The organism is Pseudomonas entomophila L48 (assembly GCF_000026105.1).
In the GTDB taxonomy this organism is placed as follows: Bacteria; Pseudomonadota; Gammaproteobacteria; order Pseudomonadales; family Pseudomonadaceae; genus Aquipseudomonas; species Aquipseudomonas entomophila.
In genome coordinates, this window is record NC_008027.1 from 5,352,001 (window position 1) to 5,377,520 (window position 25,520).

At 66.2% G+C, this 25,520-nt stretch carries 22 protein-coding genes; 12 read left to right on the plus strand and 10 right to left on the minus strand.

Translation table 11 applies throughout. The features are described 5' to 3' along the window. Positions 1-123 precede the first annotated feature (123 nt). Positions 124-2,028: an RNA helicase RhlE2 gene (locus tag PSEEN_RS23305; RefSeq protein ID WP_011536035.1), complete on the plus strand. Its 1,905-nt coding sequence runs from the start codon at positions 124-126 to the stop codon at positions 2,026-2,028. A 123-nt stretch (positions 2,029-2,151) separates the two neighbouring features. On the opposite strand, the gene PSEEN_RS23310 is transcribed toward PSEEN_RS23305, so the two are convergent. The 3 genes from PSEEN_RS23310 to PSEEN_RS23320 form a co-directional block, all read right to left on the minus strand. Then, entirely contained in the window at positions 2,152-2,730 is a 579-nt protein-coding gene (locus PSEEN_RS23310) for a YceI family protein (protein ID WP_011536036.1), read from the minus strand. Positions 2,731-2,765: 35 nt separating this feature from the next. Then, positions 2,766-3,317, minus strand: a complete 552-nt coding sequence (locus PSEEN_RS23315) for a cytochrome b (protein WP_011536037.1) — start codon at positions 3,315-3,317, stop codon at positions 2,766-2,768. 241 nt (positions 3,318-3,558) lie between these two features. Continuing rightward, positions 3,559-5,421 carry a flavin monoamine oxidase family protein gene (locus PSEEN_RS23320; RefSeq protein ID WP_011536038.1) on the minus strand — a complete coding sequence of 621 codons (1,863 nt, stop codon included), beginning with the start codon at positions 5,419-5,421 and terminating at the stop codon, positions 3,559-3,561. 206 nt (positions 5,422-5,627) lie between these two features. On the opposite strand from PSEEN_RS23320, the gene PSEEN_RS23325 reads away from it, so the two are divergent. The 3 genes from PSEEN_RS23325 to PSEEN_RS23335 all read left to right on the plus strand — a co-directional run bounded on the left by PSEEN_RS23325 (position 5,628) and on the right by PSEEN_RS23335 (position 8,497). After that, positions 5,628-6,116 carry a hypothetical protein gene (locus tag PSEEN_RS23325; protein WP_011536039.1) on the plus strand — a complete coding sequence of 163 codons (489 nt, stop codon included), beginning with the start codon at positions 5,628-5,630 and terminating at the stop codon, positions 6,114-6,116. A 78-nt stretch (positions 6,117-6,194) separates the two neighbouring features. After that, a complete protein-coding gene (locus PSEEN_RS23330; protein WP_011536040.1) occupies positions 6,195-7,601 on the plus strand; it encodes an adenosylmethionine--8-amino-7-oxononanoate transaminase in 1,407 nt (468 codons plus the stop codon). 176 nt (positions 7,602-7,777) lie between these two features. Further along, complete coding sequence (locus PSEEN_RS23335) at positions 7,778-8,497, plus strand: 16S rRNA (uracil(1498)-N(3))-methyltransferase (protein ID WP_011536041.1); 720 nt, start codon at positions 7,778-7,780, stop codon at positions 8,495-8,497. Here PSEEN_RS23335 and trhA read toward each other — a convergent pair. The 7 genes from trhA to pilG form a co-directional block, all read right to left on the minus strand. Then, positions 8,494-9,111, minus strand: a complete 618-nt coding sequence (gene trhA / locus PSEEN_RS23340; RefSeq protein ID WP_011536042.1) for a PAQR family membrane homeostasis protein TrhA — start codon at positions 9,109-9,111, stop codon at positions 8,494-8,496. The genes PSEEN_RS23335 and trhA overlap by 4 nt on opposite strands. A 98-nt stretch (positions 9,112-9,209) precedes the next feature. Beyond that, positions 9,210-9,683: a chemotaxis protein CheW gene (locus PSEEN_RS23345; RefSeq protein ID WP_011536043.1), complete on the minus strand. Its 474-nt coding sequence runs from the start codon at positions 9,681-9,683 to the stop codon at positions 9,210-9,212. Continuing rightward, a complete protein-coding gene (locus PSEEN_RS23350) occupies positions 9,676-14,973 on the minus strand; it encodes a hybrid sensor histidine kinase/response regulator (RefSeq protein WP_231845284.1) in 5,298 nt (1,765 codons plus the stop codon). Before PSEEN_RS23350 ends, PSEEN_RS23345 begins: the two co-directional genes overlap by 8 nt. After that, complete coding sequence (locus PSEEN_RS23355) at positions 14,970-16,994, minus strand: methyl-accepting chemotaxis protein (protein WP_086009465.1); 2,025 nt, start codon at positions 16,992-16,994, stop codon at positions 14,970-14,972. The genes PSEEN_RS23350 and PSEEN_RS23355 overlap by 4 nt, the downstream gene beginning before the upstream one ends. Positions 16,995-17,057: 63 nt before the next feature. Beyond that, positions 17,058-17,615, minus strand: coding sequence for a chemotaxis protein CheW (locus tag PSEEN_RS23360; RefSeq protein WP_011536046.1), 558 nt, complete (start codon positions 17,613-17,615; stop codon positions 17,058-17,060). After that, positions 17,612-17,977 carry a twitching motility response regulator PilH gene (gene pilH, locus PSEEN_RS23365; protein ID WP_011536047.1) on the minus strand — a complete coding sequence of 122 codons (366 nt, stop codon included), beginning with the start codon at positions 17,975-17,977 and terminating at the stop codon, positions 17,612-17,614. The genes PSEEN_RS23360 and pilH overlap by 4 nt, the downstream gene beginning before the upstream one ends. Positions 17,978-18,024: 47 nt before the next feature. Continuing rightward, complete coding sequence (gene pilG, locus PSEEN_RS23370) at positions 18,025-18,426, minus strand: twitching motility response regulator PilG (RefSeq protein WP_044488517.1); 402 nt, start codon at positions 18,424-18,426, stop codon at positions 18,025-18,027. Between the two features lie 313 nt (positions 18,427-18,739). Here pilG and gshB point away from each other — a divergent pair, with 313 nt between their 5' ends. From gshB to hslV, 8 genes are all read left to right on the plus strand, one after another. Further along, positions 18,740-19,693, plus strand: a complete 954-nt coding sequence (gene gshB / locus PSEEN_RS23375; protein WP_011536049.1) for a glutathione synthase — start codon at positions 18,740-18,742, stop codon at positions 19,691-19,693. A gap of 91 nt (positions 19,694-19,784) precedes the next feature. Next, the gene (locus PSEEN_RS23380; RefSeq protein WP_011536050.1) at positions 19,785-20,684 is read left to right on the plus strand and encodes an energy transducer TonB; all 900 of its coding nucleotides are present in this window, start codon (positions 19,785-19,787) and stop codon (positions 20,682-20,684) included. 159 nt (positions 20,685-20,843) lie between these two features. Further along, positions 20,844-21,413 carry a YqgE/AlgH family protein gene (locus PSEEN_RS23385; RefSeq protein WP_011536051.1) on the plus strand — a complete coding sequence of 190 codons (570 nt, stop codon included), beginning with the start codon at positions 20,844-20,846 and terminating at the stop codon, positions 21,411-21,413. Continuing rightward, positions 21,413-21,838, plus strand: coding sequence for a Holliday junction resolvase RuvX (ruvX, locus tag PSEEN_RS23390; RefSeq protein ID WP_011536052.1), 426 nt, complete (start codon positions 21,413-21,415; stop codon positions 21,836-21,838). The genes PSEEN_RS23385 and ruvX overlap by 1 nt, the downstream gene beginning before the upstream one ends. A gap of 51 nt (positions 21,839-21,889) precedes the next feature. Beyond that, positions 21,890-22,408: a bifunctional pyr operon transcriptional regulator/uracil phosphoribosyltransferase PyrR gene (gene pyrR / locus PSEEN_RS23395; RefSeq protein WP_011536053.1), complete on the plus strand. Its 519-nt coding sequence runs from the start codon at positions 21,890-21,892 to the stop codon at positions 22,406-22,408. Positions 22,409-22,420: 12 nt separating this feature from the next. After that, positions 22,421-23,425 (plus strand): aspartate carbamoyltransferase catalytic subunit, encoded by a 1,005-nt coding sequence (locus tag PSEEN_RS23400; RefSeq protein ID WP_011536054.1) that lies wholly within the window; start codon positions 22,421-22,423, stop codon positions 23,423-23,425. Beyond that, a complete protein-coding gene (locus tag PSEEN_RS23405) occupies positions 23,422-24,693 on the plus strand; it encodes a dihydroorotase (protein ID WP_011536055.1) in 1,272 nt (423 codons plus the stop codon). The genes PSEEN_RS23400 and PSEEN_RS23405 overlap by 4 nt, the downstream gene beginning before the upstream one ends. A gap of 231 nt (positions 24,694-24,924) precedes the next feature. Beyond that, entirely contained in the window at positions 24,925-25,455 is a 531-nt protein-coding gene (hslV, locus tag PSEEN_RS23410) for an ATP-dependent protease subunit HslV (RefSeq protein ID WP_011536056.1), read from the plus strand. Positions 25,456-25,520 lie beyond the last annotated feature (65 nt).

The window sequence follows — 25,520 nt, forward strand, 5'->3', positions numbered from 1 at the left end:
CAAGCGTTTCCCGGATGCACCGTGAAAGCCCAGCTGGACCGGACGCGATCGCATCCCTCCGATGCCCGTCGCGCCAGGCAGAACACCCCATCGGGCCCAGCCCCCACGAGAACAGGATTGCCCATGTCCTTTGCTTCCCTCGGTCTCTCCGAGGCTCTTGTCCGCGCTATCGAGGCTGCGGGCTATACCCAGCCCACTCCGGTGCAACAGCGGGCCATTCCCGCCGTGTTGCAAGGCCGCGACCTGATGGTTGCCGCCCAGACAGGTACTGGTAAAACCGGCGGCTTCGCGCTTCCGATTCTCGAGCGCCTGTTCCCAGGTGGCCACCCCGACAAGTCGCAACGCCATGGCCCGCGCCAGCCGCGCGTGCTGGTGCTCACGCCAACCCGCGAGCTGGCAGCCCAAGTGCACGACAGCTTCAAGGTCTATGCCCGCGACCTGAATTTCATCAGTGCCTGCATCTTCGGCGGCGTCGGCATGAACCCGCAGGTCCAGGCCATGGCCAAGGGCGTCGACGTGCTGGTCGCCTGCCCAGGCCGCCTGCTCGACCTGGCCGGCCAAGGCAGCGTCGACCTCTCCCGCGTCGAGATCCTGGTCCTGGACGAAGCCGACCGCATGCTCGACATGGGCTTCATCCACGATGTCAAGAAAGTGCTCGCGCGCCTGCCAGCCAAGCGCCAGAACCTGCTGTTCTCGGCCACCTTCTCCAAAGACATCACCGACCTGGCCGACAAGCTGCTGCACAACCCCGAGCGTATCGAGGTCACGCCGCCGAACACCACGGTCGAGCGTATCGAGCAGCGCGTCTATCGCCTGCCGGCCAGCCACAAGCGTGCGCTGCTGGCGCACCTGATCACCCTGGGTGCCTGGGAACAGGTGCTGGTGTTCACTCGCACCAAGCATGGCGCCAACCGCCTGGCCGAGTATCTGGAGAAGCACGGCCTGACCGCCGCCGCGATCCACGGCAACAAGAGTCAGAACGCGCGCACCAAGGCCCTGGCCGACTTCAAGGCCAACACCGTGCGTGTGCTGGTCGCCACCGATATCGCCGCCCGCGGCCTGGACATCGACCAGTTGCCCCACGTGGTCAACTTCGAACTGCCCAACGTCGAGGAAGACTATGTGCACCGCATTGGCCGTACCGGCCGTGCCGGTCGCTCGGGCGAGGCCATCTCGATGGTCGCGCCGGACGAAGAGAAGCTACTCAAGAGCATCGAGCGCGTCACCAAGCAGAAGATCCCCGATGGCGATCTGATGGGCTTTGACGCATCGACCGTCGAGGCGGAGAAGCCGGAAGTCCGCGAACGCCAGCAGAACAACGGCCGCGGAGGCCGCAACCAGCAACCTCGCGGCGAAGGCGGCAAGGAAGGCAGTGGCGGGCGCAAGGACAAGGGCAAGGACAAAGGCAAGCAGAAGCCTGCCGCCGAGAAGCAGGCCGACAAGGAAAAGTCCGGCGACAAGCAGCAGCAAGGCCAGCAACGCAAGCCGCGTGACAAGAAGCCGCGCCAGCAGCAAGCTTCCCAGGGCCAGAAAGCAACGCCATCGGCACCTGCCGACCGTGATCCGGAAGAGTTTCTGGACGACGATGTCGACAATTTCGGTAACCGCGCCGACTACGTCAGCCCCTACCAGAACGCCAAGAACCAGGGCCGCAACCGCCGCCCGGGCGGCAATGCCGGGCAGGGTCAGGGCAACGGTCAGCGTAGCGGCGGTGGTCAAGGTCAGGGTCAAGGCCGTGGCAACAGCCAGCAGCGTCAGGGCCAGAACCAGGGCTCCGGCGAAAAACGCGCCCGCAGTGGCGGTGGCAGTAACGGTGGTGCTCGTCGCGACAACAACGGCGGCCGCAACCGCCGCGACGACACCGCGCGCCAGGAGCCGGCGGTGCGCAACCCGCGCGAGCCGCAGAACACCCCGGTGATCATCCGCAAGGAATCCAAGCTCGACCGTTATCCGACGCCCGAGCAATTGGACGACCTGCCAAGCCGCCCACGGGGTGAGCGCCCGGCGCTGTTGACCCGCAAGGGTTGAGGCCTGTTCGCCGGCAAGCCGGCTCCTACACGGATCCCTGTAGGAGCCGGCTTGCCGGCGAACCTGTACGACACACCAACAAAAACGCCGCCCATTGGGCGGCGTTTTTGTTGGTGCAACCGATTACTTCTGCTTCACGCCTTCGACGCTGATGTCCAGGTCCAGGGTCTGCGAGGTAGCGCCCGGGCCCTTGATACCGAAGTCGTTCAGGTTCAGGGTGGTGGTGGCGTTGAAGCCAGCACGCTCGCCGCCCCACGGGTCCTTGCCTTCGCCATTGAACACAGCCTTGAAGGTGACCGGCTTGGTCACGCCGTGCATGGTCAGGTCGCCTGTTACATCAGCGGTCTTGTCGCCAGTCGACTTGACACTGGTGGAGACGAACTTGGCTTCCGGGTACTTTTTCACATCCAGGAAGTCTTTGCTGGCGATGTGCTTGTCTCGCTCGGCGTGGTTCGACCACAGGCTGGCAGTCTTCAGGTCGACGCTGATCTTGCTGGCCTCGGGCTTGGCGCTGTCCCAGGTGAAGTTACCGTCGAAATCCTTGAAGGTGCCGTGGATGAAGCTGTAGCCCAGGTGGCTGATCTTCCAGTCGACGAACGCGTGCTGGCCTTCCTTGTCGATCTTGTACTCGGCGGCCATGGCCTGGCCGGCGGAAATCAGGGCGGTACCGAGCGCCAGGGCGGCAAAAGTCTTTTTCAACATCCTTACGTTCCTTCCATTGCAATTGAGGTTGAGGGTCAAGCTTTGCGGCCCAACATACGGGTCAGGGTCGCGTCACGGTCGATGAAATGATGCTTGAGTGCCGCCAGTGCATGCAGGACGGCGAAGATCACCAGCCCCCACGCCAGCCACAGGTGGATCACGCCGGCGGTGTCGGCCTGGTCTGGCAAGTCGCTGACCAAGGCCGGCACCTCGAACAGGTCGAACACCGGAATGCCGACGCCGTCGGCGGTGGAGATCAGGTAGCCCGCGATCATCACCGCGAACAACCCCAGGTACAGCGCCAGGTGGCCAAGCTTGGCGGCCAGGCGGGTCACCTTGCCGTGGTTGGCCGGTGCTGGCGGCGGCGGGCTGACAAAACGCCAGAGCACGCGCAGCAGCATGACAGCCAACAGCACCAGGCCAATGCTCTTGTGCAGGTCGGGGCCGGATTTGCGCCAGGGGCTGTAGTAATCCAGGCCGACCATCCACAACCCCAGGCCGAACAGGCCGAAGACCGCCAGCGCCACGCCCCAATGCAGGACGATGCTGACCAGGCCATAGCGAGAAGATGAGTTGCGCAGTTGCATGTTGGCGTATTTCCCCGTGAAAGCTGTGCACAGACTAGCGCGTAACATATCGAAGAAAAGCGGAAAAAATTGCTTCGGATAATCGAAAAATCCGATGTTTAGTCTGCAACCTTCCCATTAAGGAAACATTAACGATAGACCTAGAGAGGGAGGCTGCCAATCCGGGAGGGGTGATGCGCCAAAATTTCGCCGGCAAGCCGGCTCCTACGCAGGAGCCAGCTTGCCGGCGAAGTGCCAGGTGTCAGTTCGCGTTAGCCTGGCTATTCACCACTGGCTTTTTCATAGGCTCGGACTTGGCCGTGGCTTTCTTGACCGGCTCAGACTTGGACGCAGGCTTATGCGAGGCCTGCTTGGCCGCTGGCTTGGCGGCTGCCTTGGCCGAGGCTGGCTTGGTAGCAGCCGGCTTGACAGGCTCTTCCTTTGCCTCGATTACCGGGGCTACCGGAGCAGGAGCCTGGACAGGGGCCGGCGCAGGTGCTGCCTCTTCGGCCTTGGCGACCGGAGCAACCTTGGCTTGTGGCTTGTCGTCACCCCCGAACAGGCGAGAGAAGAAGCCCAGTTTGTCCTGCGCGGCCTCTTCGGTCTTGACCGGCTCGGCCTTGGCAGGTGCTGGCTGTGCCTTGTCGGAGGAGCCGCCGAACAGGTTGGAGAAGAACCCACCCTTGTCCTTGGCCGCAACAGCGCCCACCGCAGCGGCGGCGGCCACTGGCGCTGCCTTGACCGGGTCGAACGACTTGCCTGCCGCCAGCTCCTGCACCTGGCTGGCGGCACGCTGGCCACTGCGCAGTGCGCCTTCCAGGGTGCCGGGATAGAGCGCGTCGGTGTGCTCACCGGCAAAGGTGATGCGTTGCACCGGGCGCTCCCACAGGCGCCAGTACTTGCTGATCTGGCCAGGCCCGTAGGCCAGGTAGGCACCGCCTGTACCCGCATCGGTGCTGTAGCGACGGATTTCGTAGCCAGTGAACGCGCCGCGGGCTTGCGGATAGAAGGCATGCAGGCGAATCAGCACCTGGTCGACCATCTGCTTGTCGCCGAACGCCTGCAGCAGGCGCGCATTGTCGCCGGACAGGTTGATCACCACATTGGCCCCGCCCTTGAGCGCCGGTTCGATCCACAGCATCCCCAGGCCGGCGTTGCTGAAGATCTCACCGGACATGCGCGCGCGGCTTTCCCAGACCGGGTTCTTGAACTTGAGCATCAGCTGGTCGCGCCAGCCGTAGTTGGTGCCCTTGAGCGCAGCCAGGTGCTGGTTGTCCAGGCCCGGGGTCATCTGGATCTTGGCCAGGGCGCGCAGCGGCACGGCCATCACCAGATAGTCCGCCTGGTAGCCGACGCTGCCGACCTTGACCGTCACCCCGTCCTTGTCCTGGACGATGGAGGTGACCGGCGAGCTGGTCTTGATGGTCTTCAGTTGCTTGACGAACGCCTGGGCCAGCACTGGGCTGCCACCCGGCAGGCGCGCGGCGCGCAGGTCACGGTCGCTGATATTGCGATAGACGCGGTTCTGCTGGGCGAAGTACAGCAGCGACAGGCGCGACGGCTCATCGTAGCGGGTGCGGATCTGCTGGTTGACCAACTGACGGGCGGTCGCCGGCAGTTGCAGCTTGTCGAGCCAGGTGGACACGTTCATCTGGTCCAAGGCGAACAAGGTGCTGTTGGCCGCTGGGTTGAGCGGGTCTTCGATGGAGCGTGCCAGGTCGTCGAGGGTCTTCTCGTAGCGCTTGAGCGCCTCGGCAGTGGTCGGCTGCTTGGCGGAAAGGTCGGTGGCGCTGAAGTACTCGCCGTCGATCAGGTAACCGGGGGTGCGGACGAACTCCGGCGCCGGCAACGTACCGACCTTGAACTGCTCCAGGTACTGGTTGAGCACCGGCTGGCTCTTGCCGTTGCCGATCCATTCGCTGGTGGCCAGGCCCGAGCGCCCGCCCATGCCCGGCTTGGCTTCCAGCAGGGTGACCTGCCAGCCCTTGCCTTGCAGCTCGTAGGCGGCGGTCAGGCCCGCCAGGCCGCCGCCGACAACGATCGCGGTCTTGTCTTTGGCCAGCGTCGCGCCGCTGGACACCCCAATCAATACAAACGCGCACAGGCGCACCCAAGCAGCAGCCATGATGGCGAACTCCGGTAAGAGGGTTATCAGGGAAAAAGGAGGGGAACGCCCCCCGAGGCAGATGCGTTAAGAATACGTCACCTCTGCCCACCCTGCCACCGCAGTGCCATCAAGTGCTTTTGGCAACTGGTAATTTTGTCAGTTGCCCACGGTGCAACGTTTGGTCAATGCTCGCCCTGGCCCCCATTCGCCTGCCAGGAGGCGCGATGATCTATCAGAAGCGATTCGCCAGCGTGTCCCCGCAATTGCTCGAGAAAAAGCAGCCCTGGCGCACCTCGTCAGGCTTGCAGATCAAGTCGAATGGCTCTTTGTGCACAGGTTTCTGGCCCGCTGCCGGGCAAAGGGAGACCGAGCTGATCATCGGTAGCCAATGCGATGTCGAAATCAGCTTCGCCCGCGAGGTCGACAGCCTGGCCATCGAGTTCTACGCGGTCTGTGACGACGCCGAGCAGTGCCCCCAGACCCTGCTCGAGATCGAGCGGCCCAACCAGGCTGGCCGGCCCGATCAGCCCGGCCATTTCTTCTGGCTGACCCTGGCCGAAGACTTCGCCATCGACAGCGTTCCCGGGGCTTACACCACCGAGCCCAGGTGGCAGATTCTGCCGGGGCCGTTACGCCGCCTGACCCTGTCGACCTCGCCACACGCGCAGCTGCATATCCGTAACCTGAAGTGGACGCCCGTCCGTCGCCAATGAGCCCCAAGGTTGTCCTGCCCTGTCGCTTTGCTTAGGCTTACGCGGTCCAACCAAGCCGCACTGTCAGGAGAAGCGCCCATGGGCCTCAACGATCAGTGGATGCAACGCGACCTGAAGGTCCTGTGGCACCCCTGCACCCAGATGAAAGACCACGAGCAGCTGCCGCTGATCCCGATCCGTCGCGGCGAAGGCGTTTGGCTCGAGGACTTCGAGGGCAAGCGCTACCTGGACGCGGTCAGTTCCTGGTGGGTCAATGTATTCGGCCACGCCAACCCGCGCATCAACCAGCGCATCAAGGACCAGGTCGACCAGCTCGAGCACGTGATCCTCGCCGGTTTCAGCCACCAGCCGGTGATCGAGCTGTCCGAGCGCCTGGTGGCCATGACCCCGGCCGGCCTCGAGCGGGTGTTCTACGCCGACAACGGCTCGTCGTGCATCGAAGTGGCGCTGAAGATGAGCTTCCACTACTGGCAGAACACCGGCAAACCCCAGAAGAAGCGCTTTGTCACCCTGACCAACAGCTACCATGGCGAAACCATCGCCGCCATGTCGGTGGGCGACGTGCCGCTGTTCACCGAAACTTACAAGGCCCTGCTGCTGGACACGATCAAGGTGCCCAGCCCGGACTGCTACCTGCGCCCCGAAGGCATGGGCTGGGAGGAGCATTCGCGGAACATGTTCGCCGCCATGGAACAGACCCTGGCCGAGCACCATGCCACCATCGCCGCGGTGATCGTCGAGCCGCTGATCCAGGGTGCAGGGGGCATGCGCATGTACCACCCGGTGTACCTCAAGCTGCTGCGCGAAGCCTGCGACCGCTACGACGTGCACCTGATCCACGACGAAATCGCCGTGGGCTTCGGCCGCACCGGGACGATGTTCGCCTGCGAGCAGGCCGGCATCCGCCCGGACTTCCTGTGCCTGTCCAAGGCCCTGACCGGCGGTTACCTGCCGCTGGCCGCCTGCCTGACCACCGACAAGGTGTACCAGGCGTTCTACGATGACTACCCGACCCTGCGCGCCTTCCTCCATTCGCACAGCTACACCGGCAACCCGCTGGCCTGCGCCGCGGCGTTGGCGACCCTGGACATCTTCGCCCAGGACAACGTGATCGAAGCCAACAAGGCCTTGTCGGCGCGCATGGCCAGCGCCACCGCGCACCTGGCCGACCACGCTCACGTCGCTGAAGTGCGCCAGACTGGCATGGCCCTGGCTATCGAGATGGTCAAGGACAAGGCCGGCAAGATCGCCTTCCCCTGGCAGGAGCGCCGCGGCCTGAAGGTGTTCGAACATGCCCTGAGCCGTGGCGCGCTCTTGCGCCCGTTGGGCAGTGTGGTGTATTTCCTGCCGCCCTACGTGATCACCCCGGAGCAGATCGACTTCCTGGCCGAAGTAGCCAGCGAAGGCATCGACATCGCCACCCGTGACAGTATCAGCTTGGCGGTACCGGCCGATTTCCACCCCGATTTCCGCGATCCGGGCTAGGCCCCATGCCGTCACCCGGTCCCTGTAGGAGCGGCCTTGCGTCGCGAAAGGCCTGCGGAGCAGCCCCAGGTTTTCAGCTTCGCAGCAGAAATTGCCGGGGCCGCTTTGCGGCCCTTTCGCGACGCAAGGCCGCTCCTACAAAGTGACGATGCCTCCATCAGATTCCGAGTAGAACTATGAGACTCTCCCGCTTCTTCATCGACGCCCCGCTTGGCCTCGGCGAGCACGAGCTCCCCGAAGCCCAGGCCCATTACATCGGCCGCGTGCTGCGCATGGCCCCCGGCGACGCCGTGCAGCTGTTCGACGGCAGCGGCCAGGAATACCTCGGCCAACTGCTCGAGGTGGGCAAGAAAACCGTGCGCGTCAGCCTCGACCAGGCCCTCCCCGGCCAGGCCGAATCGTCGCTGCACGTCCACCTCGGCCAGGGCCTTTCCCGCGGCGAACGCATGGACTGGGCGATCCAGAAAGCCACCGAGCTTGGCGTCAATGAAATCACTCCAATCGTCAGCGAGCGCTGCGAGGTCCGCCTGAAGGACGAGCGCGCCGACAAACGCCTGGCCCACTGGCGCCAGGTGGCGATCAGCGCCTGCGAGCAGTGCGGCCGCTCGAGCGTGCCGGTCATCCACCCGCCGGTCACCCTGGCGGAATGGATCAAGGGCAGCGACGCCGACCTCAAGCTGGTCCTGCACCCCGTGGCGGCACCGCTGACCAGCCACGCCAAGCCCGCCCGCCTGGCCTTCCTGATCGGCCCCGAAGGCGGCCTCAACGATGCCGAGGTCGAGCAGGCCAAGGCCGCCGGCTTCCACGCCGCCCGCCTTGGCCCGCGCGTGCTGCGTACCGAGACCGCGCCGGTGGTGGCACTGTCGGTGGCGCAGCAGCTGTGGGGCGACTTCTAGCGCACGTAGAGAGATACCGCGACGAAGTGCATCAGGCTCCCGGCAATCACGAACAGGTGCCAGATGCCATGCCAGTGGCGGAAGCGACTGTCGAAGGCGAAGAAGACGATGCCGACGGTGTAGAACACACCGCCGGCAGCCAGCCAGGCGAAGCCCGCGGCCCCCAGGCTGGACAGCAGCGGCTTGACCGCCACCAGCACGATCCAGCCCATCACCGCGTAGATGACGATCGACAGGATGCGTGCTTCCGAACGCGGCTTGATCTCCTGCAGCATGCCGATCACCGCCAACCCCCAGACCACCCCGAACAGGCTCCAGCCCCAGGGGCCGCGCAAGCTGACCAGGCAGAACGGGGTGTAGCTGCCGGCGATCAGCAGGTAGATCGACAGGTGGTCGAGCTTGCGCATGACCTGCTTCGCCCGCCCGCGAGTGCTGTGGTAGAGCGTGGAGATGCTGTAGAGCAGCAGCAGCGTGAAGCCATAGATGGAAAAGCTGACGATCTTCCAGGGGTCGCCCTGGAGCCCGGCCACGACGATCAGCCAGACCGCGCCAATGCAGGCCAGCACCGCACCAACCAGGTGGGTCCAGGCGTTGAAACGTTCACCATGGTACATGCAGGCACAGACCTCCTGAGGCGGTGCGGGTTCCGAAATAGACTGCTTTGCGACCGGTTCGCCGGCAAGCCGGCTCCTTCAGGGGCAACCGGTCCATTCTAATTGGCCGCTGATTGCAGTTCGGCGTCACGCACCAACCGTTCCAACCCCGCCAGGTCCGGCACCCGTGCCACCTGCTCGCCCACCTGCACCGCCGCCAGCTCGAACTCGGCCAGCGGCACATCCACGTAGTTGAGCTGGCTGTCGAGCTTGCACGAGCGCGGAATTCCCTGCAGCAGCATCGCCAGGTAGCGTAGCCCGGTGTCACCCAGGGCATTGAGCACGACGATCCGCGCCCGCTCGCCAGACGGGGTATGACCGCCACAGGCCATCTCGAAGCCGATCAGTGGCAGGCGCTGCTGGCGCCAGTCGACCCAACCCAGGTGCCAGGCCGGCTCGCCGGCCTCGCAGGCGATGGCAGGGTGGCCGATCAGTTCGGCCACCGCGACGTTGGGCAACACCAGCGTCCGGTCGCCCAGGGGCAGCAACAGCCCGGTCAGGCTGCTGCGCTGGCCGGCGATGTGGTCAAGCATGGTTCTGGCTCCAATGGGCGATGCTCTGCAACAGCACCGATTCCTGGTAAGGCTTGCCCAGGTACTCGTTGACGCCGATGGCCATCGCGCGCTCGCGGTGCTTCTGCCCGGTGCGCGAGGTGATCATGATGATCGGCAACTGCTTGAGGCGTTCGTCGCGGCGAATGCGGGTGGCCACCTCGAAACCATCCATGCGCGGCATCTCGATGTCCAGCAGCAACACGTCCGGGCGATGCTCCTCGAGCAGGGCCATGGCATCGACACCATCCTTGGCGGTCAGCACGCTGATGCCATGGCGTTCGAGCAGGCGGCTGGTGACCTTGCGCACGGTCACCGAGTCGTCCACCACCATCACCAGCAGCGGCCGCCGTTGCGTCGGCCCGACCAGCCCACGCTGGCTGCCCGCCGCACCCGGCAGACGTGCCAGGCGCCGCTGCTGGCCACGCAGCTGGCCGAGCAAGTCGAGAATCAGCACCACCCGGCCATCGCCAAGCAACGTCGCGCCCGACAACCCAGGCACGGCGGCGAACTGTGGCCCCAGGCTCTTGACCACGATCTCGCGGCTGGGTGACAGGTTGTCGACCTGGATGGCGAACGACTGTTCGTGGGAATGGGTGAGCAGCACCGGCAATGGCACGCTCTGGCCCAGCAGGCTGGGCTGCCCGCTGCCCTGTACCAGCTCGCCCAGGTAGCGCAGCGCATAGTCGTGACCGGCATAGCTGTAGCGCGGCGGGTCGAGCCGATAGCAGGCCTCCAGCTCGGCGGGCGGCACCCGGACGATACCTTCGATTGTGTTCAGCGGGATGGCGTACTGCTCTTCCCCCAGGTGCACCATCAGCGCCCGGTTCATCGACACGGTGAACGGCAGGCGGATCAGGAAGCGCGCGCCCTTGCCAGGGCTGGACTCGATGCTCATGGAGCCACCCAGCTGCTTGACCTCTTCATGGACCACATCCATGCCCAGGCCACGCCCGGAGATCTGAGTGATCTTCTCTGCCGTGGAGAACCCCGGGCGCAGGATGAATTGCAGGATCTCGTGGTCACTCAGACGCGCCTGCGGGTCGAGCAGCCCACGCTTGATGGCTTTGTTGCGCACCGCGTCCAACGGCACGCCGGCACCGTCGTCGCTCATCTCGATGACGATGTCGGCGCCCTCGTGCAACAGGTTCAGGTGGATGGTGCCCAGCTCCGGCTTGCCGGCGGCCAGGCGGGATTCGCGGGTTTCAAGACCGTGGTCGACAGCGTTGCGCAGCATATGCTCCAGCGGCGCAACCATGCGTTCGAGCACGCTACGGTCCAGCTCGCCCTCGGCGTTGCCGACCACCAGTTCGACCTGCTTGCCCAACTCGCTGGCCACCTGCCGCACCACCCGTTGCAAACGCGGTACCAGGCGTTCGAACGGCACCATCAACGTGGCGGTCAGGCCTTCCTGCAACTGGCTGTTGACCCGCGCCTGCTGCTGCAGAAGGCTGTGCGCCTCCTGGGCGCGCTGCATCAAGGTTTCCTTCAGGTCGAGCAGGTCGGAGGCCGACTCGAACAGGGCCCGGGACAACTGCTGCAACTGTGAATGGCGGTCCATCTCCAGCGGGTCGAAGTCGTCGTAGGCATCGCCTTCGAACTGTTGCCGGCTGGAGATCCGCCCTTGGGTTTCGATGTCCAGGCGCAGCAGCTGGTCGCGCATGCGCTCCAGCGTGGTTTCCATCTCGTTCAGGGCGAACTGGGCGTCGTTGACCTGTTGTTCGATCCGCCCGCGGATCACCGAATGCTCGCCGGCCAGGTTGCCCAGATCGTCGAGCAGTTCGGCGTCGACCTTGACCATGTCCCCCGCGGCTCTCTCGGGAGCGGCGGTCGGTGTATCGACCGGGGCGACCTCGCCCTGGGCCTGGCCAGCCGCGCTGTCGGTGAGGGCGGCGCTGGAGAAGTTGCGGATGTAGTCGATCAGCGCCGTGGCGGCGTGCAGCGGCTGGCCCAGGCGTACCGCGTCGAGCATGTGCGCCAGGCGGTCGTGGCAGTTCTGCAGCAGGCTGAACAGCGCCGGGGTCGACGGCAGGCGCCCGGCAGCCAGCAGCTCGTAGAGAAACTCCAGTTCATGGGCGAGGTCGCCGATGGCCGCGATCTCCACCATCCGTGCACCGCCCTTGAGCGTGTGCAGGTCGCGCAACAGGTTCTCCACTTCGACCGTGTTGCGCGGGTCGGCCTGCCAGAGGGCCAGCGATTGCGCGGCGCTCTCGACGATGTCGGAGCTTTCTTCGAGGAAGACCTCCAGCAGCTCCTTGTCGCCTGCGGCCTCGTGTTGTTCCTCGAACTGTTCTGCCTGGCCCGGTGGCGGCGTGGTATGGCGGAACTCGCGCAATTCGCCGAGTAGCGCCACCGCCGAGGCGGGCACCTGGCCCTGCTGAACGCTGTGCAGCATCCCGGCCAGCGCGCCGTGGCTGCGTGCGAGCAGGTCGAACAATGCCGCGCTGGCACCCAGGCGGCGGTCAACCAGGCCTTCGTAGAGCAGCGCCAGCTCCTGGGCAAGGAGCTCCACCGCGCCGATGGCGGCCATCTGTGCCCCGCCCTTGAGCGTCAGCACATCGTGCTGCAGGGCCGACAGCACGGAGAGGCTGTCCGGATCGGCCTTCCACTGCTGCAAGGCCTGGTCGGCGCTGTCGAGGATGTCTCGCGCCTCTTCCAGGAACAGCTCGACCACCGCAGGGTCCGGCAGTGCGCCTGAACCCGGGAGCGGCGTCACTCGGTCGGCGCCAACCACCCCCATGGCATCCGGGTCGAGCGCGTCATCCAACAGGCCGCGCAATGCCGCCAAGCTCTCCGGACGGGCATCCAGGTCTTGCCCGGCGGCAATCTCATCGAGCATGTCGAGCAGCGCCTCATGGGCCTGCTGTGCCACGGCGAACAACCGTGGCGTGACCGCCAGGCTGCCCTCCTCCACCGCGCCGTACAGGTCGAGCAGCCCTTCGCAGATCTCATCCACCTGCCACAGCTCGGCCTGATGGGCGCTGTGGCCAAGGGTGGTCAAGTCATCCAGCAAGGTCTCCAGTGGCTGGCGCTCGCCTGGGTGCGCCTGCCAATGCATCAGCAGCGACTCGGCATCGAGCAGGATGTCCATGCCCTGGGCCAGGAAAGTGCTGATCAACTGCGGGTCGCGGCGGCTGCGCCGCGGCTGATGCGGGTCGTCCTGATGCTGCGCCAGGCGGTTGTCGACAGCCTGGCCGACCTGCTCGATCAACGATGCGGCGCCGGGAATGGCGGCCAGCGGCGTGCTGCCCAGCTGGGCCAGGCCCAGGTGGAACAGGGCTCGGGCTGCCTCAAGCAGCTCTATTTCGGCCAGCTGCAGCGATATCTGGTGCCCCTTGTACTCACGCACCAGACGGTCAAGCGCGGTGGCCAGCTCCGCCACCGGCATCACCCCGGCCATGGCGGCGCTGCCCTTGAGCGTGTGCAAGGCGCGCTGCAGGCTGTCGCTGACCGCGGTGCCCTGCGCATCGGCGCCTTGCAGGAAAGTATCGAGCCCGGCCAGATGGCCCAGGGCCTCGTTGCGGAAGATCTCCAGCAGGTGCGGGTCGAGCCCGTCGATGCTGGCGCTGGCCGGCGTATCGTTGAGTGCCAGCGCATGCAGGTGGCTCGCCAGCTGTTCGATCTCGGCCGAAGGCGGCAACTGGCTGGCAGCGAAATCGGCCAGCAGGTCGGGCAGGCGCACGAACACCTGCTGCAACGCCACCAACCCTTCCGGGCTGAGCACGATGCGCCCTTCCAGCACCCGGTTGAGCAGGTGCTCGGCGCCCCAGGCCAGCTCCGCCACGGCTTCGGCATGGACCATGCGCCCACTGCCTTTTAGCGTGTGCAAGGCCCGGCGCACTTCGACCAACGGCTCGCGCAGGCTGTTGTCCGCCCGCCAGCGCAACCAGTGGCGCTCGATCTCCGGCAGCAGTTCGGCGGCTTCCTCAAGAAACACTTCGCGCAACTCATCGTCGATGCCATCGATGGACTGCCCGGCATCGACTCGCTGGCATTGCACACCCAGGGCGGCCAGGCTGGCATGGGCCATGTCGATGAAACGCTGGGCGTCGGCCAACGGGTCGGCCACCCGCCATTGCAGGTAGGCCTCGCCGGCGCTGAGGGCGTCGGCCAGGTGCGCCAGCTCGTCGGGCAGGGGCTCCTCCTCGAGGTGCACCAGCCAGCCCTGGACATACCCGGCACAGCCGGCGAACACCTCGGCGGCCGCAGGCAGCGCCAGCATCGCCAGGGCACCGCGCACTTGGTGCAACAGCCCGGGCAGAGCCTGCAGGCGCTGGCGCGACCAGTCAGACTCCAGACAGTCGCCGATCAGGTCCTTGGCCTGTTGCAGTACGTTGAGCGCTTCACTGAGTACCAGCTGGCGAATCTCCGCAAGGTCCGAGCCTGGCAAGTTGCCCGGCGCGGTCTCCTCCAGCGGCCCCACCATGCCATTGAGGGTCGCTTCCACGTAGAGCAGCGCGCCAGCCACGTCCATCAGCACCGCTTCGTCCACGCCATCGTCTCGCTCGACCACGGCCTGCAACGCCAGCACCTGGTCGATGATCACCCGGCGTGGTTGCTGGAAGCCCAGCACCGACAGGGTATCGGCCACATGCCGTAACGGCGCCAGCAGGTGCTCCAGAGGCTCGCGAGGCTGTCGCTCGCCACTGACGAACGGGTCGAGGCGCTCCTTGATGCGCATCAGGTCGTCGCACAGCGCCATCACCACCGAACGCAGTGCGTCGCGACCGGAGCCGGCCTGCATGTGCTCCCGCCAGTTACCCAGCGACAGGTCGAGGTTGGCCAGGTCTTCGGCACCCGCCAGGCGCTGGCCGAGTTCGCCCAGCAGGCTACCTTGGGCCAGGGGCTCGGCGCCCCGGCAGACACGCAACTGGTTGAGCAGCGGCATCACCACCAACGGCAGGTCGTGCCGCGCGCCCCGCAAGCGGTCGAGGTACGGGGGCAACTGCTCCAGGCCGCGGAACAACGCGCCCAGGCAATCGCCACGGGGGCTGACCTGGCCCTCGGCCATGGCCCGCCCGAGCAGTTCCAGCTCTTCGGCCAGGCGCGCGGCACCCGGCAGTTCGAGCACCCGCAGGCAGTTGTGCACCTGGTGCAGGTTGTCGACGAAGAACGCGAGGATCGACAGGTCCTCGGGCATGCCGGTAAAGCGCTCCAGGGCCTGGCGCGCCTGGCCCAGGCAATCGAGGATCGGCGCCTTGGTCCAGGCCAGGGCGACGGTGTCGTGCCGCGCGCCGCCGAGCATGCCGGCCATCACACTCGCCCCTTTCATTGACGCTCGACCGGTTTGGGCAGGGTGAAGCCGGACACCGAGCGGCGCATCTCGCTGGCCATGCGCGCCAGGTGACGGATGCTGTCGGCGGTGGCGCCGGAGCCGGCCGAGGTCTGCGCAGTGATCTGCTGGATCACCGCCATGGTGTGGGAGATCTGCCCGGCGGACGAGGTCTGCAACTGGGCCGCATCGGAGATGCTGTGGATCAGGTCGGCCAGGGTCTGCGATACCCCCTCGATCTCGGCCAGGGCCACGCCCGCGTCCTGGGCCAGGCGCGCGCCGCGCACCACTTCAGCGGTGGTCTGCTCCATGGAGATCACCGCTTCGTTGGTGTCGGCCTGGATGGTGCGCACCAGCGCCTCGATCTGGCGGGTGGCCGAGGACGAACGCTCGGCCAGGCGCTGCACCTCGTCGGCGACCACGGCGAAGCCGCGCCCGGCCTCGCCGGCCAGCGAGGCCTGGATAGCGGCGTTGAGGGCCAGGATGTTGGTCTGCTCGGCAATGTCGTCGATCAGGCTGACGATGTCGCCGATCTCCTGGGAGGACTCACCCAGGCGCTTGATCCGCTTGGCGGTGTCCTGGATCTGTTCGCGGATGTTGTCCATACCGTGGATGGTGTTGTGCACCACCTCGTTGCCCTTGTTGGCGATGGCCACCGAACGCTCGGCAACCTTGGCCGACTCGTAGGCATGGGCCGACACCCGGTCGATCGACTCGACCATGTCGCCCACCGCCTCCGACGCCTCGCTGATCTGCTCGGCCTGGTGCTCCGAGGCCTTGGCCAGCTGGCGCGCGGTGTTCTGCGTGTCCTGCACCGCCGCGGCGACCTGCTCGGCGCTGTGGTTGATGGTGGCCACCAGGTCACGCAGCTGGTCGACCGAATAGTTGATCGAGTCGGCGATGGCGCCGGTGAAGTCTTCGGTGACCGACACGGTGACGGTCAGGTCGCCGTCGGCCAGCTCCTCGATCTCGTCGAGCAGGCGCATGATCGCCTGCTGGTTGCGCTCGTTCTTCTCGGCGGTTTCGCGCAACTGGCGGCTGGTGGCGCGCACCATCACCAGGCCGATCAGGATGATCGAGGCCAGCGCCAGCAGGCCGAGCACATAGCCGCCGACGGTGTCGAGGGTGCGCCCGCCGGCCAGGTTCTCGAAGCCGTTGGCCAGGTGCGAGGCTTCGTCGAGCAGCGTCTGCGACAGGCTGAAGATGTTGCCTGCGGCCTCGCGCACACGGAACAGCTCGGGCGAGGTCTCGAGGATCTCGTCCACCGAGCCTGCGACGAACTGGAACAGCTCGGCGATCTCGGCCAAGCGTGCGCGGGCATCGGCGTCTTCGACCCGGGTCACCTGGATCGCCGGGTTGCCGGCGAGCATGCCTTCGAGCACCTGGCCGAAACGGCTGGCATCGCGGCCGAAGGCATCGGCCGCCTGGACCGAGGTATCGTCGCCGGCCAGCACGGTATTGACCGAGCCCAGAATCCGTTCGGCGAGCAGCAACTGGCGCTGGGCCACCGCCACCTGGTTGGCCGGGGCGCCGCTCTGCAGCAGGATCTCCACCACCTTTTCGTATTCGACCTGCAATTGCGGCACGGTCTCGGCCAGCGTGGCCGCGACCTGGTGCAGCGACAGCACGGTCTGCTCGCTGGCGAGGATGGTATCGGTGTTCTTGCGCAGGTTTTCCCAGTCCTGGCGCACCGCGTCCATTTCATCGCGCACCTTCACCGGCGCGGGCGGCAGCCCAGTGGCCTTGTCGCCCTCGCGCAGGTAGCTCCAGCGGCGCTCGAAGTCGTTGCGCGCATCGCTGAGCAGCTTGAACGCCAGTGCCTTGCCCGCCGCCGCCTCGGTGGCGTTCTTGGCGATGCGCTGCGACAGCACCCGCAGCTCGCCGGCATGGCCGATGTACTGCTTGTCGTGGTTGGCCTGGGTGTTGAGGTAGGCGAAATTGGCGAACAGCAGGACGATCGACAGGATCAGCACCACGAACAGCACGGTGATCTGCGCGGTGCTGCGTGGTCGCTGGGCCACGGCGGCCGGGGAAACGGCCGGCGCGACGACGGTGGGGCCGGGCTTGTTCACGTCGAAAATCCTCTACAACGCCACATCGAGAAAACCCGGGGCCTGGGCCAGGGCGAAAGGGCTGAAGATTGCCCAGTTGCGTTCACGGGGGAAATACCCCTGCACGAAAGGCGCGGCCGCGCGGATCAGCGGCTGCGGCGGTGACAGTTCCAGGCTGCTGAGGGCAAAGTGCTGCAGGCCCACCACCTCGTCCACCAGCAGGCCGGCGAACAGCTCCTCGTGGTCCAGCACCAGTACGCGCCGCTGCTTGCCGGCAGCGGCGGCCGGGCCCAGGCCGAAAAAGGCGCACAGGTCCATCAGCGGCAGCAGACGCCCACGCAGGTTGGCCACCCCGCGCACCCAGGGCTGGACCCCCGGAACCCGGCTGCTGCGGGGTTCGCGCAGCACCTCGGCGACCTCGCCCATGGGGGCGACGAACCACTGCCCGGCAATGCGAAAGCCGATGCCGCTCCACTGCTGCAGACGCGTGTCCTGAGGCGGCTGGTCGGCGACCAGCAGGCGGCAACGGCGGTCGATGTCCAGCAACAGCTCGAAGGCGGTCAGCGACGCGCCCTGAGGCCGGGTGGTCAAGCGCCGAGCACTTCTTTCAATTTGGCGATAAGCGCGTCTTCTTCCACCGGCTTGGTCAGAAAGTCACGGGCGCCCTGGCGCTGGGCCCAGATACGGTCGGTTTCCTGGTCCTTCGCGGTGATGACCAGCACTGGGATGGCCTTGGTCGCCGGATCCTTGGCCAACTGGCGGGTCGCCTGGAAGCCGTTGAGGATCGGCATGACGATGTCCATCAGGACGACGTCCGGTTTCTCCTGACGCGCCAGGGCCACGCCATTGGCACCATTTTCGGCCTTGAGAACTTGATGGCCGTTTTTTTCCAGTATCGCGGTCAGCTTGTACAACTCTGTCGGCGAATCGTCGACAATCAAAACTCGGGCCATGCTGTTTCCCCATGAGGAAAGTGAACCCCCCGCCGGTGTTGGCGGCGTCAGGGTGCGGGTTGGTCTTGCACGGCGAAACCGGGCACATGGGCGCGGATCGCGTCGAGCAGTTCTTCCTTGCTGAACGGTTTGGTAAGGAACTGGTCGGAACCGACCACCCGGCCGCGGGCCTTGTCGAACAGGCCGTCGCGGGATGAGAGCAGAATCACCGGGGTGTCCTTGAATTCGCTGTTGTGCTTGATTACCGCGCAGGTCTGGTAGCCATCCAGGCGCGGCATGAGCACGTCGACGAAGATGATCCGCGGCTTGTGATCGATGATCTTCGCCAGGGCGTCGAAACCATCGCTGGCGGTGATCACCTCGCAGCCCGCCTCGCCAAGCAACATCTGCGCGGTGCGGCGGATCGTGCGGGAGTCGTCGATCACCATCACCTTCAGGGGTTGTTCCATAGTTGCTCTACCATCGTTGCTGGGGCCGAAATCCTGGGGCCGCTTCGCGCCCCATCGCGACGCAAGGCCGCTCCCACCTGTCTGTGCCATTCAACGATATTCTGTCCAACGCAAAACCTCTGTGGGAGCGGCCTTGCGTCGCGATGGGCTGCACAGCAGCCCCAAGTCCGCAGGCCGCATGCCTGGCCTTTTTAACACAGTCCCGATGGCCATTCCATCCGCCAGCCCCTTGACCGCGGGCGCGCCCGGCGCCACCCTGAGCCACTTTTCTTTTCGTGCCATCGCGGCCACCGCCGCCAAGAGGAATTACCCCATGAGCGTTCGCCTCGGGATTGTCATGGACCCCATCGCGTCCATCTCCTATAAAAAGGACAGCTCGCTGGCCATGCTGCTGGCCGCCCAGGCCCGCGGCTGGAGCCTGTTCTACATGGAGCAGCGCGACCTGTACCAGGGCGAAGGCAAGGCCCGAGCACGGATGCGCCCGCTGAAGGTGTTCGCCGACCCGGCGCGCTGGTTCGAGCTGGGCGAGGAGCAGGACAACCTGCTGGGCGATCTGGACGTGATCCTGATGCGCAAGGACCCGCCCTTCGACATGGAGTTCGTCTACAGCACCTACCTGCTGGAGCAGGCCGAAACAGACGGCACGCTGGTGGTCAACCGCCCGCAGAGCCTGCGCGACTGCAACGAGAAGCTGTTCGCCACCTTGTTCCCGCAGTGCACGCCGCCTACCCTGGTCAGCCGCCGCCCGGATATCATCCGCGCATTCGCCGCCCAGCATGGAGACGTGATCCTCAAGCCGCTGGACGGCATGGGCGGCACCTCGATCTTCCGCCACCGGGTCGGTGACCCCAACCTGTCGGTGATCCTCGAAACGCTGACCGCGCTGGGCGCCCAGCAGATCATGGCCCAGGCCTACCTGCCGGCGATCAAGGACGGCGACAAACGCATCCTGATGATCGACGGTGAGCCGGTGGACTACTGCCTGGCGCGCATTCCGGCCAGCGGCGAGACCCGCGGCAACCTGGCCGCGGGCGGTCGTGGCGAAGCCCGCCCGCTGAGCGAGCGCGACCGCTGGATCGCCGCCCAGGTCGGCCCGACCCTGCGGGCGAAGGGCCTGCTGTTCGTCGGCCTCGACGTGATCGGCGAGCACCTCACCGAAATCAACGTCACCAGCCCGACCTGCATCCGCGAGATCGACGCCGCCTACAACACCGACATTGGCGCCAAGCTGATGGACGCCATTGATCGCCAGCTGAAGGCGCGCTGACCGCCGACACGTGGCAAACACGCGCAGTGGGGTATGATGCCGGTCCTTTTCACCCGACCTGCTGCCCCGCTTCGCGATTGCTGGATACCAGATGACGCTGCCCGCCGACATCCCCGCCGACCTTTTGCCACCCCGCGTCCGCCCGGTGGACCGGCTCGGCTTCACCCTGTTCCTGGCTGCCCTGGTGCACCTGGCGCTGATCCTGGGTGTGGGTTTCACCGTGGTCAAGCCGGCCGACATCCGCCACACCATGGACATCACCCTGGCCACCTTCAAGAGCGAAAAAGCACCTGAGAAGGCCGACTTCCAGGCCCAGGAGAACCAGCAGGGCAGCGGCACCCTGGAAAAAAAGGCGGTGCCCAAGACCACCGAAGTGGCGCCGTTCCAGGACAGCAAGATCAACAAGGTCACCCCGCCGCCCGCCGCGCGCCAGGAAACGCCGCCGGCACCGGAGAAGTCCGTGGTCGCGACGAAAGCGCCCAAGGCGCAGAAAGTCGAGCCCAAGCCGAAGGAAAACAAGCCGCAAACGGCACCTGCCACCAAGGTGGTGGACTTCGACAGCTCGCAGCTGTCCAGCCAGATCGCCAGCCTCGAAGCCGAGCTTTCCAACGAACAGCAGCTATACGCCAAGCGCCCGCGCATCCACCGCCTGAACGCCGCCTCGACCATGCGCGACAAGGGCGCCTGGTACAAGGAGGAGTGGCGCAAGAAGGTCGAGCGCATCGGCAACCTCAACTACCCCGAAGAGGCACGGCGCCAGCAGCTGTACGGTAGCCTGCGGATGATGGTGTCGATCAACCGCGACGGCTCCTTGTATGAAGTGCTGGTGCTGGAATCCTCCGGCCAACCGGTGCTGGACCAGGCGGCCCAGCGCATCGTGCGCCTGGCGGCGCCGTTCGCGCCGTTCACCGGCGACCTGGCCGAGTTCGACCGGCTGGAGATCATTCGCACCTGGCGCTTTGCCCGCGGGGACCGGTTGTCGAGCAACTGATCCAGGGCCGCTCGCGCCCCATCGCCGGCAAGCCGGCTCCTACCTGAGGTCTGCACTGTACCTGTAGGAGCCGGCTTGCCGGCGATGGGCTGCATGGCAGCCCCAAGGGACCTTCAGAGCACCTTGCCAGCCTCACCACCTGGCGCCACACTAGCGCTCATGAAAACCTTCGCCCCCAGCTACCTCAAGCACCAGTTCCTGATCGCCATGCCGCACATGGCCGATCCGAACTTTGCCCATACCCTCACCTACATCGTCGAGCACAACGCCAACGGTGCCATGGGCCTGGTGATCAACCGCCCGCAGGAGCTGAACCTGGCCGACATCCTCGAGCAGCTGCGCCCGAACGAGCAGCCGCCGGCCAGCACGCTGCAGGTGCCCATCTACCAGGGTGGCCCGGTGCAGACCGACCGGGGTTTCGTGCTGCATAGCGACGAGTGCAGCTTCCAGGCCACCGTGGCACTTGAAGGGCTGTCGCTGACCACCTCGCAGGATGTGCTGCTGGCCATCGCCGCGGGCGTAGGCCCGAAAAAAAGCCTGATCACCCTCGGTTATGCCGGCTGGGAAGCCGGCCAGCTGGAGGCAGAGCTGGCCGACAACGCCTGGCTCAACTGCCCGTTCGACCCCGAGATCATCTTCGGCCTGGCCAGCGACCAGCGCCTGGGCGCAGCCGCCGCGAGCCTGGGGATCAACCTCAGCTTGCTGACCAGCCAGGCGGGCCACGCCTGATGGCCGAACTGCGCCTGCTGCTGGGCTTCGACTATGGCAGCAAACAAATTGGCGTGGCCGTCGGCCAGGTGATCACCGGCCAGGCCCGCGAGCTGTGCGTGCTCAAAGCGCAGAACGGTGTGCCGGACTGGAACCAGGTCGAGAAGCTGATAAAGGAATGGAAGCCCGACGCCATCGTCGTGGGGCTGCCGTTGAACATGGACGGCACGCCCAGCGACATGAGCGAGCGCGCCGAAAAGTTCGCCCGCCGCCTCAATGGTCGCTACAACCTGCCCGTGCACACCCACGACGAACGCCTGACCACCTTCGAAGCCAAGGGCGAGCAGATGGCCCGTGGCGGCCGCCACGGCAGCTACCGCGACAACCCGGTCGACGCCATCGCCGCCGCCCTGCTGCTGCAAGGCTGGCTGGAGGCCAACACTTAAATCCGCTTTGCCGCCGGCTGGACCCGGCGCCCGCCCTCCAAGGAGCCCGCAATGAGCCTACCCAATCCCGCCGACCTGATCCGGCAGATGGCCGTCGACCTTCGCGCCCACCTGGCCCGTCGTGAAATCACCGAGCCACGCTTCATTGGTATCCGCACCGGCGGTGTATGGGTGGCCCAGGCCCTGCAGGCCGAGCTCGGCGACCAGAGCCCGCTGGGCACCCTCGACGTGTCCTTCTACCGCGACGACTTCAGCCAGAACGGCCTGCACCCGCAGGTACGCCCCTCGGAACTGCCGTTCGAGATCGAAGGCCAGCACCTGGTGCTGGTGGACGACGTGCTGATGAGCGGGCGCACCATCCGCGCCGCCCTCAACGAACTGTTCGACTACGGCCGCCCGGCCAGCGTGACGCTGGCGTGCCTGCTCGACCTGGATGCCGGTGAACTGCCGATCCGCCCGAACGTGCTGGGGGCCACCCTGTCCCTGGCCGCCCATGAACGGGTAAAATTGACCGGACCCACGCCGCTCGCCCTCGAGCGCCAGGACCTCGCCCCCGCTTCCGCCCTTTAAGAGTCCCCCGCGATGACGCCATTCGACGCCAAGCGCCCGCTGCAGCTCAATGACCAGGGCCAGCTGCGCCACTTCCTCTCGCTCGACGGTTTGCCCCGCGAACTGCTCACCGAGATCCTCGACACCGCCGACTCGTTCCTCGAAGTCGGCGCCCGGGCCGTGAAGAAAGTCCCGTTGCTGCGCGGCAAGACCGTGTGCAACGTGTTCTTCGAGAACTCCACCCGTACCCGCACCACCTTCGAACTGGCCGCCCAACGGCTGTCGGCCGATGTGATCAGCCTGAACGTGTCGACCTCCTCGACCAGCAAGGGCGAGACGCTGTTCGACACCCTGCGCAACCTCGAAGCCATGGCCGCCGACATGTTCGTCGTGCGCCACTCCGACTCCGGTGCCGCCCACTTCATCGCTGAGCATGTGTGCCCGGATGTAGCAGTGATCAACGGCGGCGACGGCCGCCACGCCCACCCCACGCAAGGCATGCTCGACATGCTGACCATCCGTCGGCACAAGGGCAGCTTCGAGAACCTGTCGGTAGCGATCGTCGGCGATATCCTGCACTCGCGCGTGGCCCGCTCGGACATGCTCGCGCTCAAGGCCCTGGGCTGCCCAGACATCCGCGTGATCGGCCCGAAGACGCTGATTCCGATCGGCATCGAACAGTATGGGGTGAAGGTCTACACCGACCTGGCCGAAGGCCTGAAGGACGTCGACGTGGTGATCATGCTGCGCCTGCAGCGTGAGCGCATGGCCGGCGGCCTGCTGCCGAGCGAAGGCGAGTTCTACCGCTTGTTCGGCTTGACCACCGCACGCCTGGCCGGGGCCAAGCCCGACGCCATCGTCATGCACCCGGGCCCGATCAACCGGGGCGTGGAAATCGAGTCGGCGGTGGCCGATGGCAAGCACTCGGTGATCCTCAACCAGGTCACCTACGGCATCGCCGTGCGCATGGCCGTGCTGTCCATGGCCATGAGCGGGCAGAACGCGCAACGTCAATTCGACCAGGAGAACGCCCAGTGACCATCAGCATTATCGGCGCCCGGGTCATCGATCCTGCCAGCGGCCTGGACCGCGTCACCGACCTGCACCTGGAAGGCGGGCGCATTGCCGCCATCGGCGCGGCCCCGGCCGGCTTCAGCGCCAGCCGCACGCTCCAGGCCGATGGCCTGGTGGCCGCGCCGGGCCTGGTCGACCTTGGCGTGTCGCTGCGCGAGCCGGGCTACAGCCGCAAGGGCACCATCGCCAGCGAAACCCGCGCCGCGGTGGCCGGCGGCGTCACCAGCCTGTGCTGCCCGCCGCAAACCAAGCCCATCCTCGACACCTCCGCCGTCGCCGAGCTGATCCTCGACCGCTCCCGCGAGGCGGCCAACAGCAAGGTATACCCGATCGGCGCCCTGACCAAGGGCCTGGAGGGCGAGCAACTGGCCGAGCTGGTCGCCCTGCGCGACACCGGCTGCGTGGCCTTCGGCAACGGCCTGAAGGAGATCCCCAACAACCGTACCCTGGCGCGGGCGCTGGAGTATGCGGCGACCTTCGACCTGACCGTGGTGTTCCACTCCCAGGACCGCGACCTGTCGCAAGGCGGCCTGGCCCACGAAGGCCCGATGGCCAGTTTCCTCGGCCTGCCGGGCATTCCGGAAACCGCCGAGACCGTGGCCCTGGCCCGCAACCTGCTGCTGGTCGAGCAGACCGGCGTGCGCGCCCACTTCACCCAGATCACCAGCGCCCGTGGCGCGCGGCTGATCGCCCAGGCCCAGGCGCTGGGGCTGCCGGTCACCGCCGACGTGGCGCTGTACCAGCTGATCCTCACCGACGAGGCCCTGCGCGACTTCTCCAGCCTGTACCACGTGCAGCCGCCGCTGCGCACCGCCGCCGACCGCGACGGCCTGCGCGAGGCGGTGAAGTCCGGGGTGATCCAGGCGATCTCCAGCCATCACCAGCCCCATGAGCGTGATGCCAAGCTGGCGCCGTTCGGCGCCACCGAACCGGGCATCAGCAGCGTCGAGCTGTTGCTGCCACTGGCCATGACCCTGGTGGAAGACGGCCTGCTCGACCTGCCGACGTTGCTGGCGCGCCTGAGCAGCGGCCCGGCCGCGGCCATGCGCCTGCCGGCCGGCGAGCTGAAGGTGGGTGGCGCGGCAGACCTGGTGCTGTTCGATCCGAAGGCGTCCACCGTTGCCGGCGAGCAGTGGTACTCCCGCGGCGCGAACTGCCCGTTCATCGGCCACTGCCTGCCGGGCGCGGTGCGTTACACCCTGGTCGACGGGCACATCTGCCACGAAGCCTGATGACCACCCTGTAGGAGCCAGCCTTGCTGGCGAACCATGCACCACGGTGCCTGGCACCGGCCTTGCCGGTGTTCGCCGGCAAGACCGGCTCCTACAGGGGTCATGCAAGTCCTGCCCTTTCGGAAACATCCTGTCTTGGCACCGCTCATCCTTTGCGGTTGAAATCCTTCCCCCCTCCCCCCATATGAGTCGGCATCAGGCATTTTCGCCCCGCTGCGTGGAGACTCTCCCTTGACTACCATCGTTTCTGTCCGCCGTAACGGCAAAGTCGTCATGGGCGGCGACGGCCAGGTTTCCCTCGGCAACACCGTGATGAAAGGCAACGCCAAGAAAGTCCGGCGCCTGTACAACGGTCAGGTCATCGCCGGTTTCGCCGGTGCCACCGCCGACGCCTTCACCCTGTTCGAGCGCTTTGAAGCGCAACTGCAGAAACACTCCGGCCACCTGGTGCGCGCCGCCGTCGAGCTGGCCAAGGAATGGCGCACCGACCGCTCGCTCAGCCGCCTGGAAGCGATGCTCGCCGTGGCCAACAAGGACGCCTCGCTGATCATCACCGGCAACGGCGACGTGGTCGAGCCCGAGGATGGCCTGATCGCCATGGGCTCCGGCGGTGGCTACGCCCAGGCCGCGGCCCGCGCCCTGCTGAACAAGACCGACCTGTCGGCCCGGGAAATCACCGAGGCCGCCCTGAACATCGCCGGCGACATCTGCGTGTTCACCAACCACAACCTGACCATCGAGGAGCAGGACCTGGCCGAGTGAATCAGTTGTTTTGGCGTCCCGCTCGCAGCGGGACTTTTCCACACTGATCACTCTGCTCGAGGACC

Bases quoted from the DNA above. Each gene is read 5' to 3' on its own strand.
- trhA (WP_011536042.1), bottom strand. From the start codon at position 9,111: ATGTACCATGGTGAACGTTTCAACGCCTGGACCCACCTGGTTGGTGCG.
- PSEEN_RS23385 (WP_011536051.1), top strand. From the start codon at position 20,844: ATGAAAACCTTCGCCCCCAGCTACCTCAAGCACCAGTTCCTGATCGCC.
- ruvX (WP_011536052.1), top strand. From the start codon at position 21,413: ATGGCCGAACTGCGCCTGCTGCTGGGCTTCGACTATGGCAGCAAACAA.
- pyrR (WP_011536053.1), top strand. From the start codon at position 21,890: ATGAGCCTACCCAATCCCGCCGACCTGATCCGGCAGATGGCCGTCGAC.
- PSEEN_RS23400 (WP_011536054.1), top strand. From the start codon at position 22,421: ATGACGCCATTCGACGCCAAGCGCCCGCTGCAGCTCAATGACCAGGGC.
- PSEEN_RS23325 (WP_011536039.1), top strand. From the start codon at position 5,628: ATGATCTATCAGAAGCGATTCGCCAGCGTGTCCCCGCAATTGCTCGAG.
- PSEEN_RS23350 (WP_231845284.1), bottom strand. From the start codon at position 14,973: ATGAAAGGGGCGAGTGTGATGGCCGGCATGCTCGGCGGCGCGCGGCAC.
- pilH (WP_011536047.1), bottom strand. From the start codon at position 17,977: ATGGCCCGAGTTTTGATTGTCGACGATTCGCCGACAGAGTTGTACAAG.
- PSEEN_RS23305 (WP_011536035.1), top strand. From the start codon at position 124: ATGTCCTTTGCTTCCCTCGGTCTCTCCGAGGCTCTTGTCCGCGCTATC.
- pilG (WP_044488517.1), bottom strand. From the start codon at position 18,426: ATGGAACAACCCCTGAAGGTGATGGTGATCGACGACTCCCGCACGATC.
- PSEEN_RS23315 (WP_011536037.1), bottom strand. From the start codon at position 3,317: ATGCAACTGCGCAACTCATCTTCTCGCTATGGCCTGGTCAGCATCGTC.
- PSEEN_RS23320 (WP_011536038.1), bottom strand. From the start codon at position 5,421: ATGGCTGCTGCTTGGGTGCGCCTGTGCGCGTTTGTATTGATTGGGGTG.
- PSEEN_RS23335 (WP_011536041.1), top strand. From the start codon at position 7,778: ATGAGACTCTCCCGCTTCTTCATCGACGCCCCGCTTGGCCTCGGCGAG.
- PSEEN_RS23330 (WP_011536040.1), top strand. From the start codon at position 6,195: ATGGGCCTCAACGATCAGTGGATGCAACGCGACCTGAAGGTCCTGTGG.
- PSEEN_RS23310 (WP_011536036.1), bottom strand. From the start codon at position 2,730: ATGTTGAAAAAGACTTTTGCCGCCCTGGCGCTCGGTACCGCCCTGATT.
- PSEEN_RS23380 (WP_011536050.1), top strand. From the start codon at position 19,785: ATGACGCTGCCCGCCGACATCCCCGCCGACCTTTTGCCACCCCGCGTC.
- gshB (WP_011536049.1), top strand. From the start codon at position 18,740: ATGAGCGTTCGCCTCGGGATTGTCATGGACCCCATCGCGTCCATCTCC.
- PSEEN_RS23345 (WP_011536043.1), bottom strand. From the start codon at position 9,683: ATGCTTGACCACATCGCCGGCCAGCGCAGCAGCCTGACCGGGCTGTTG.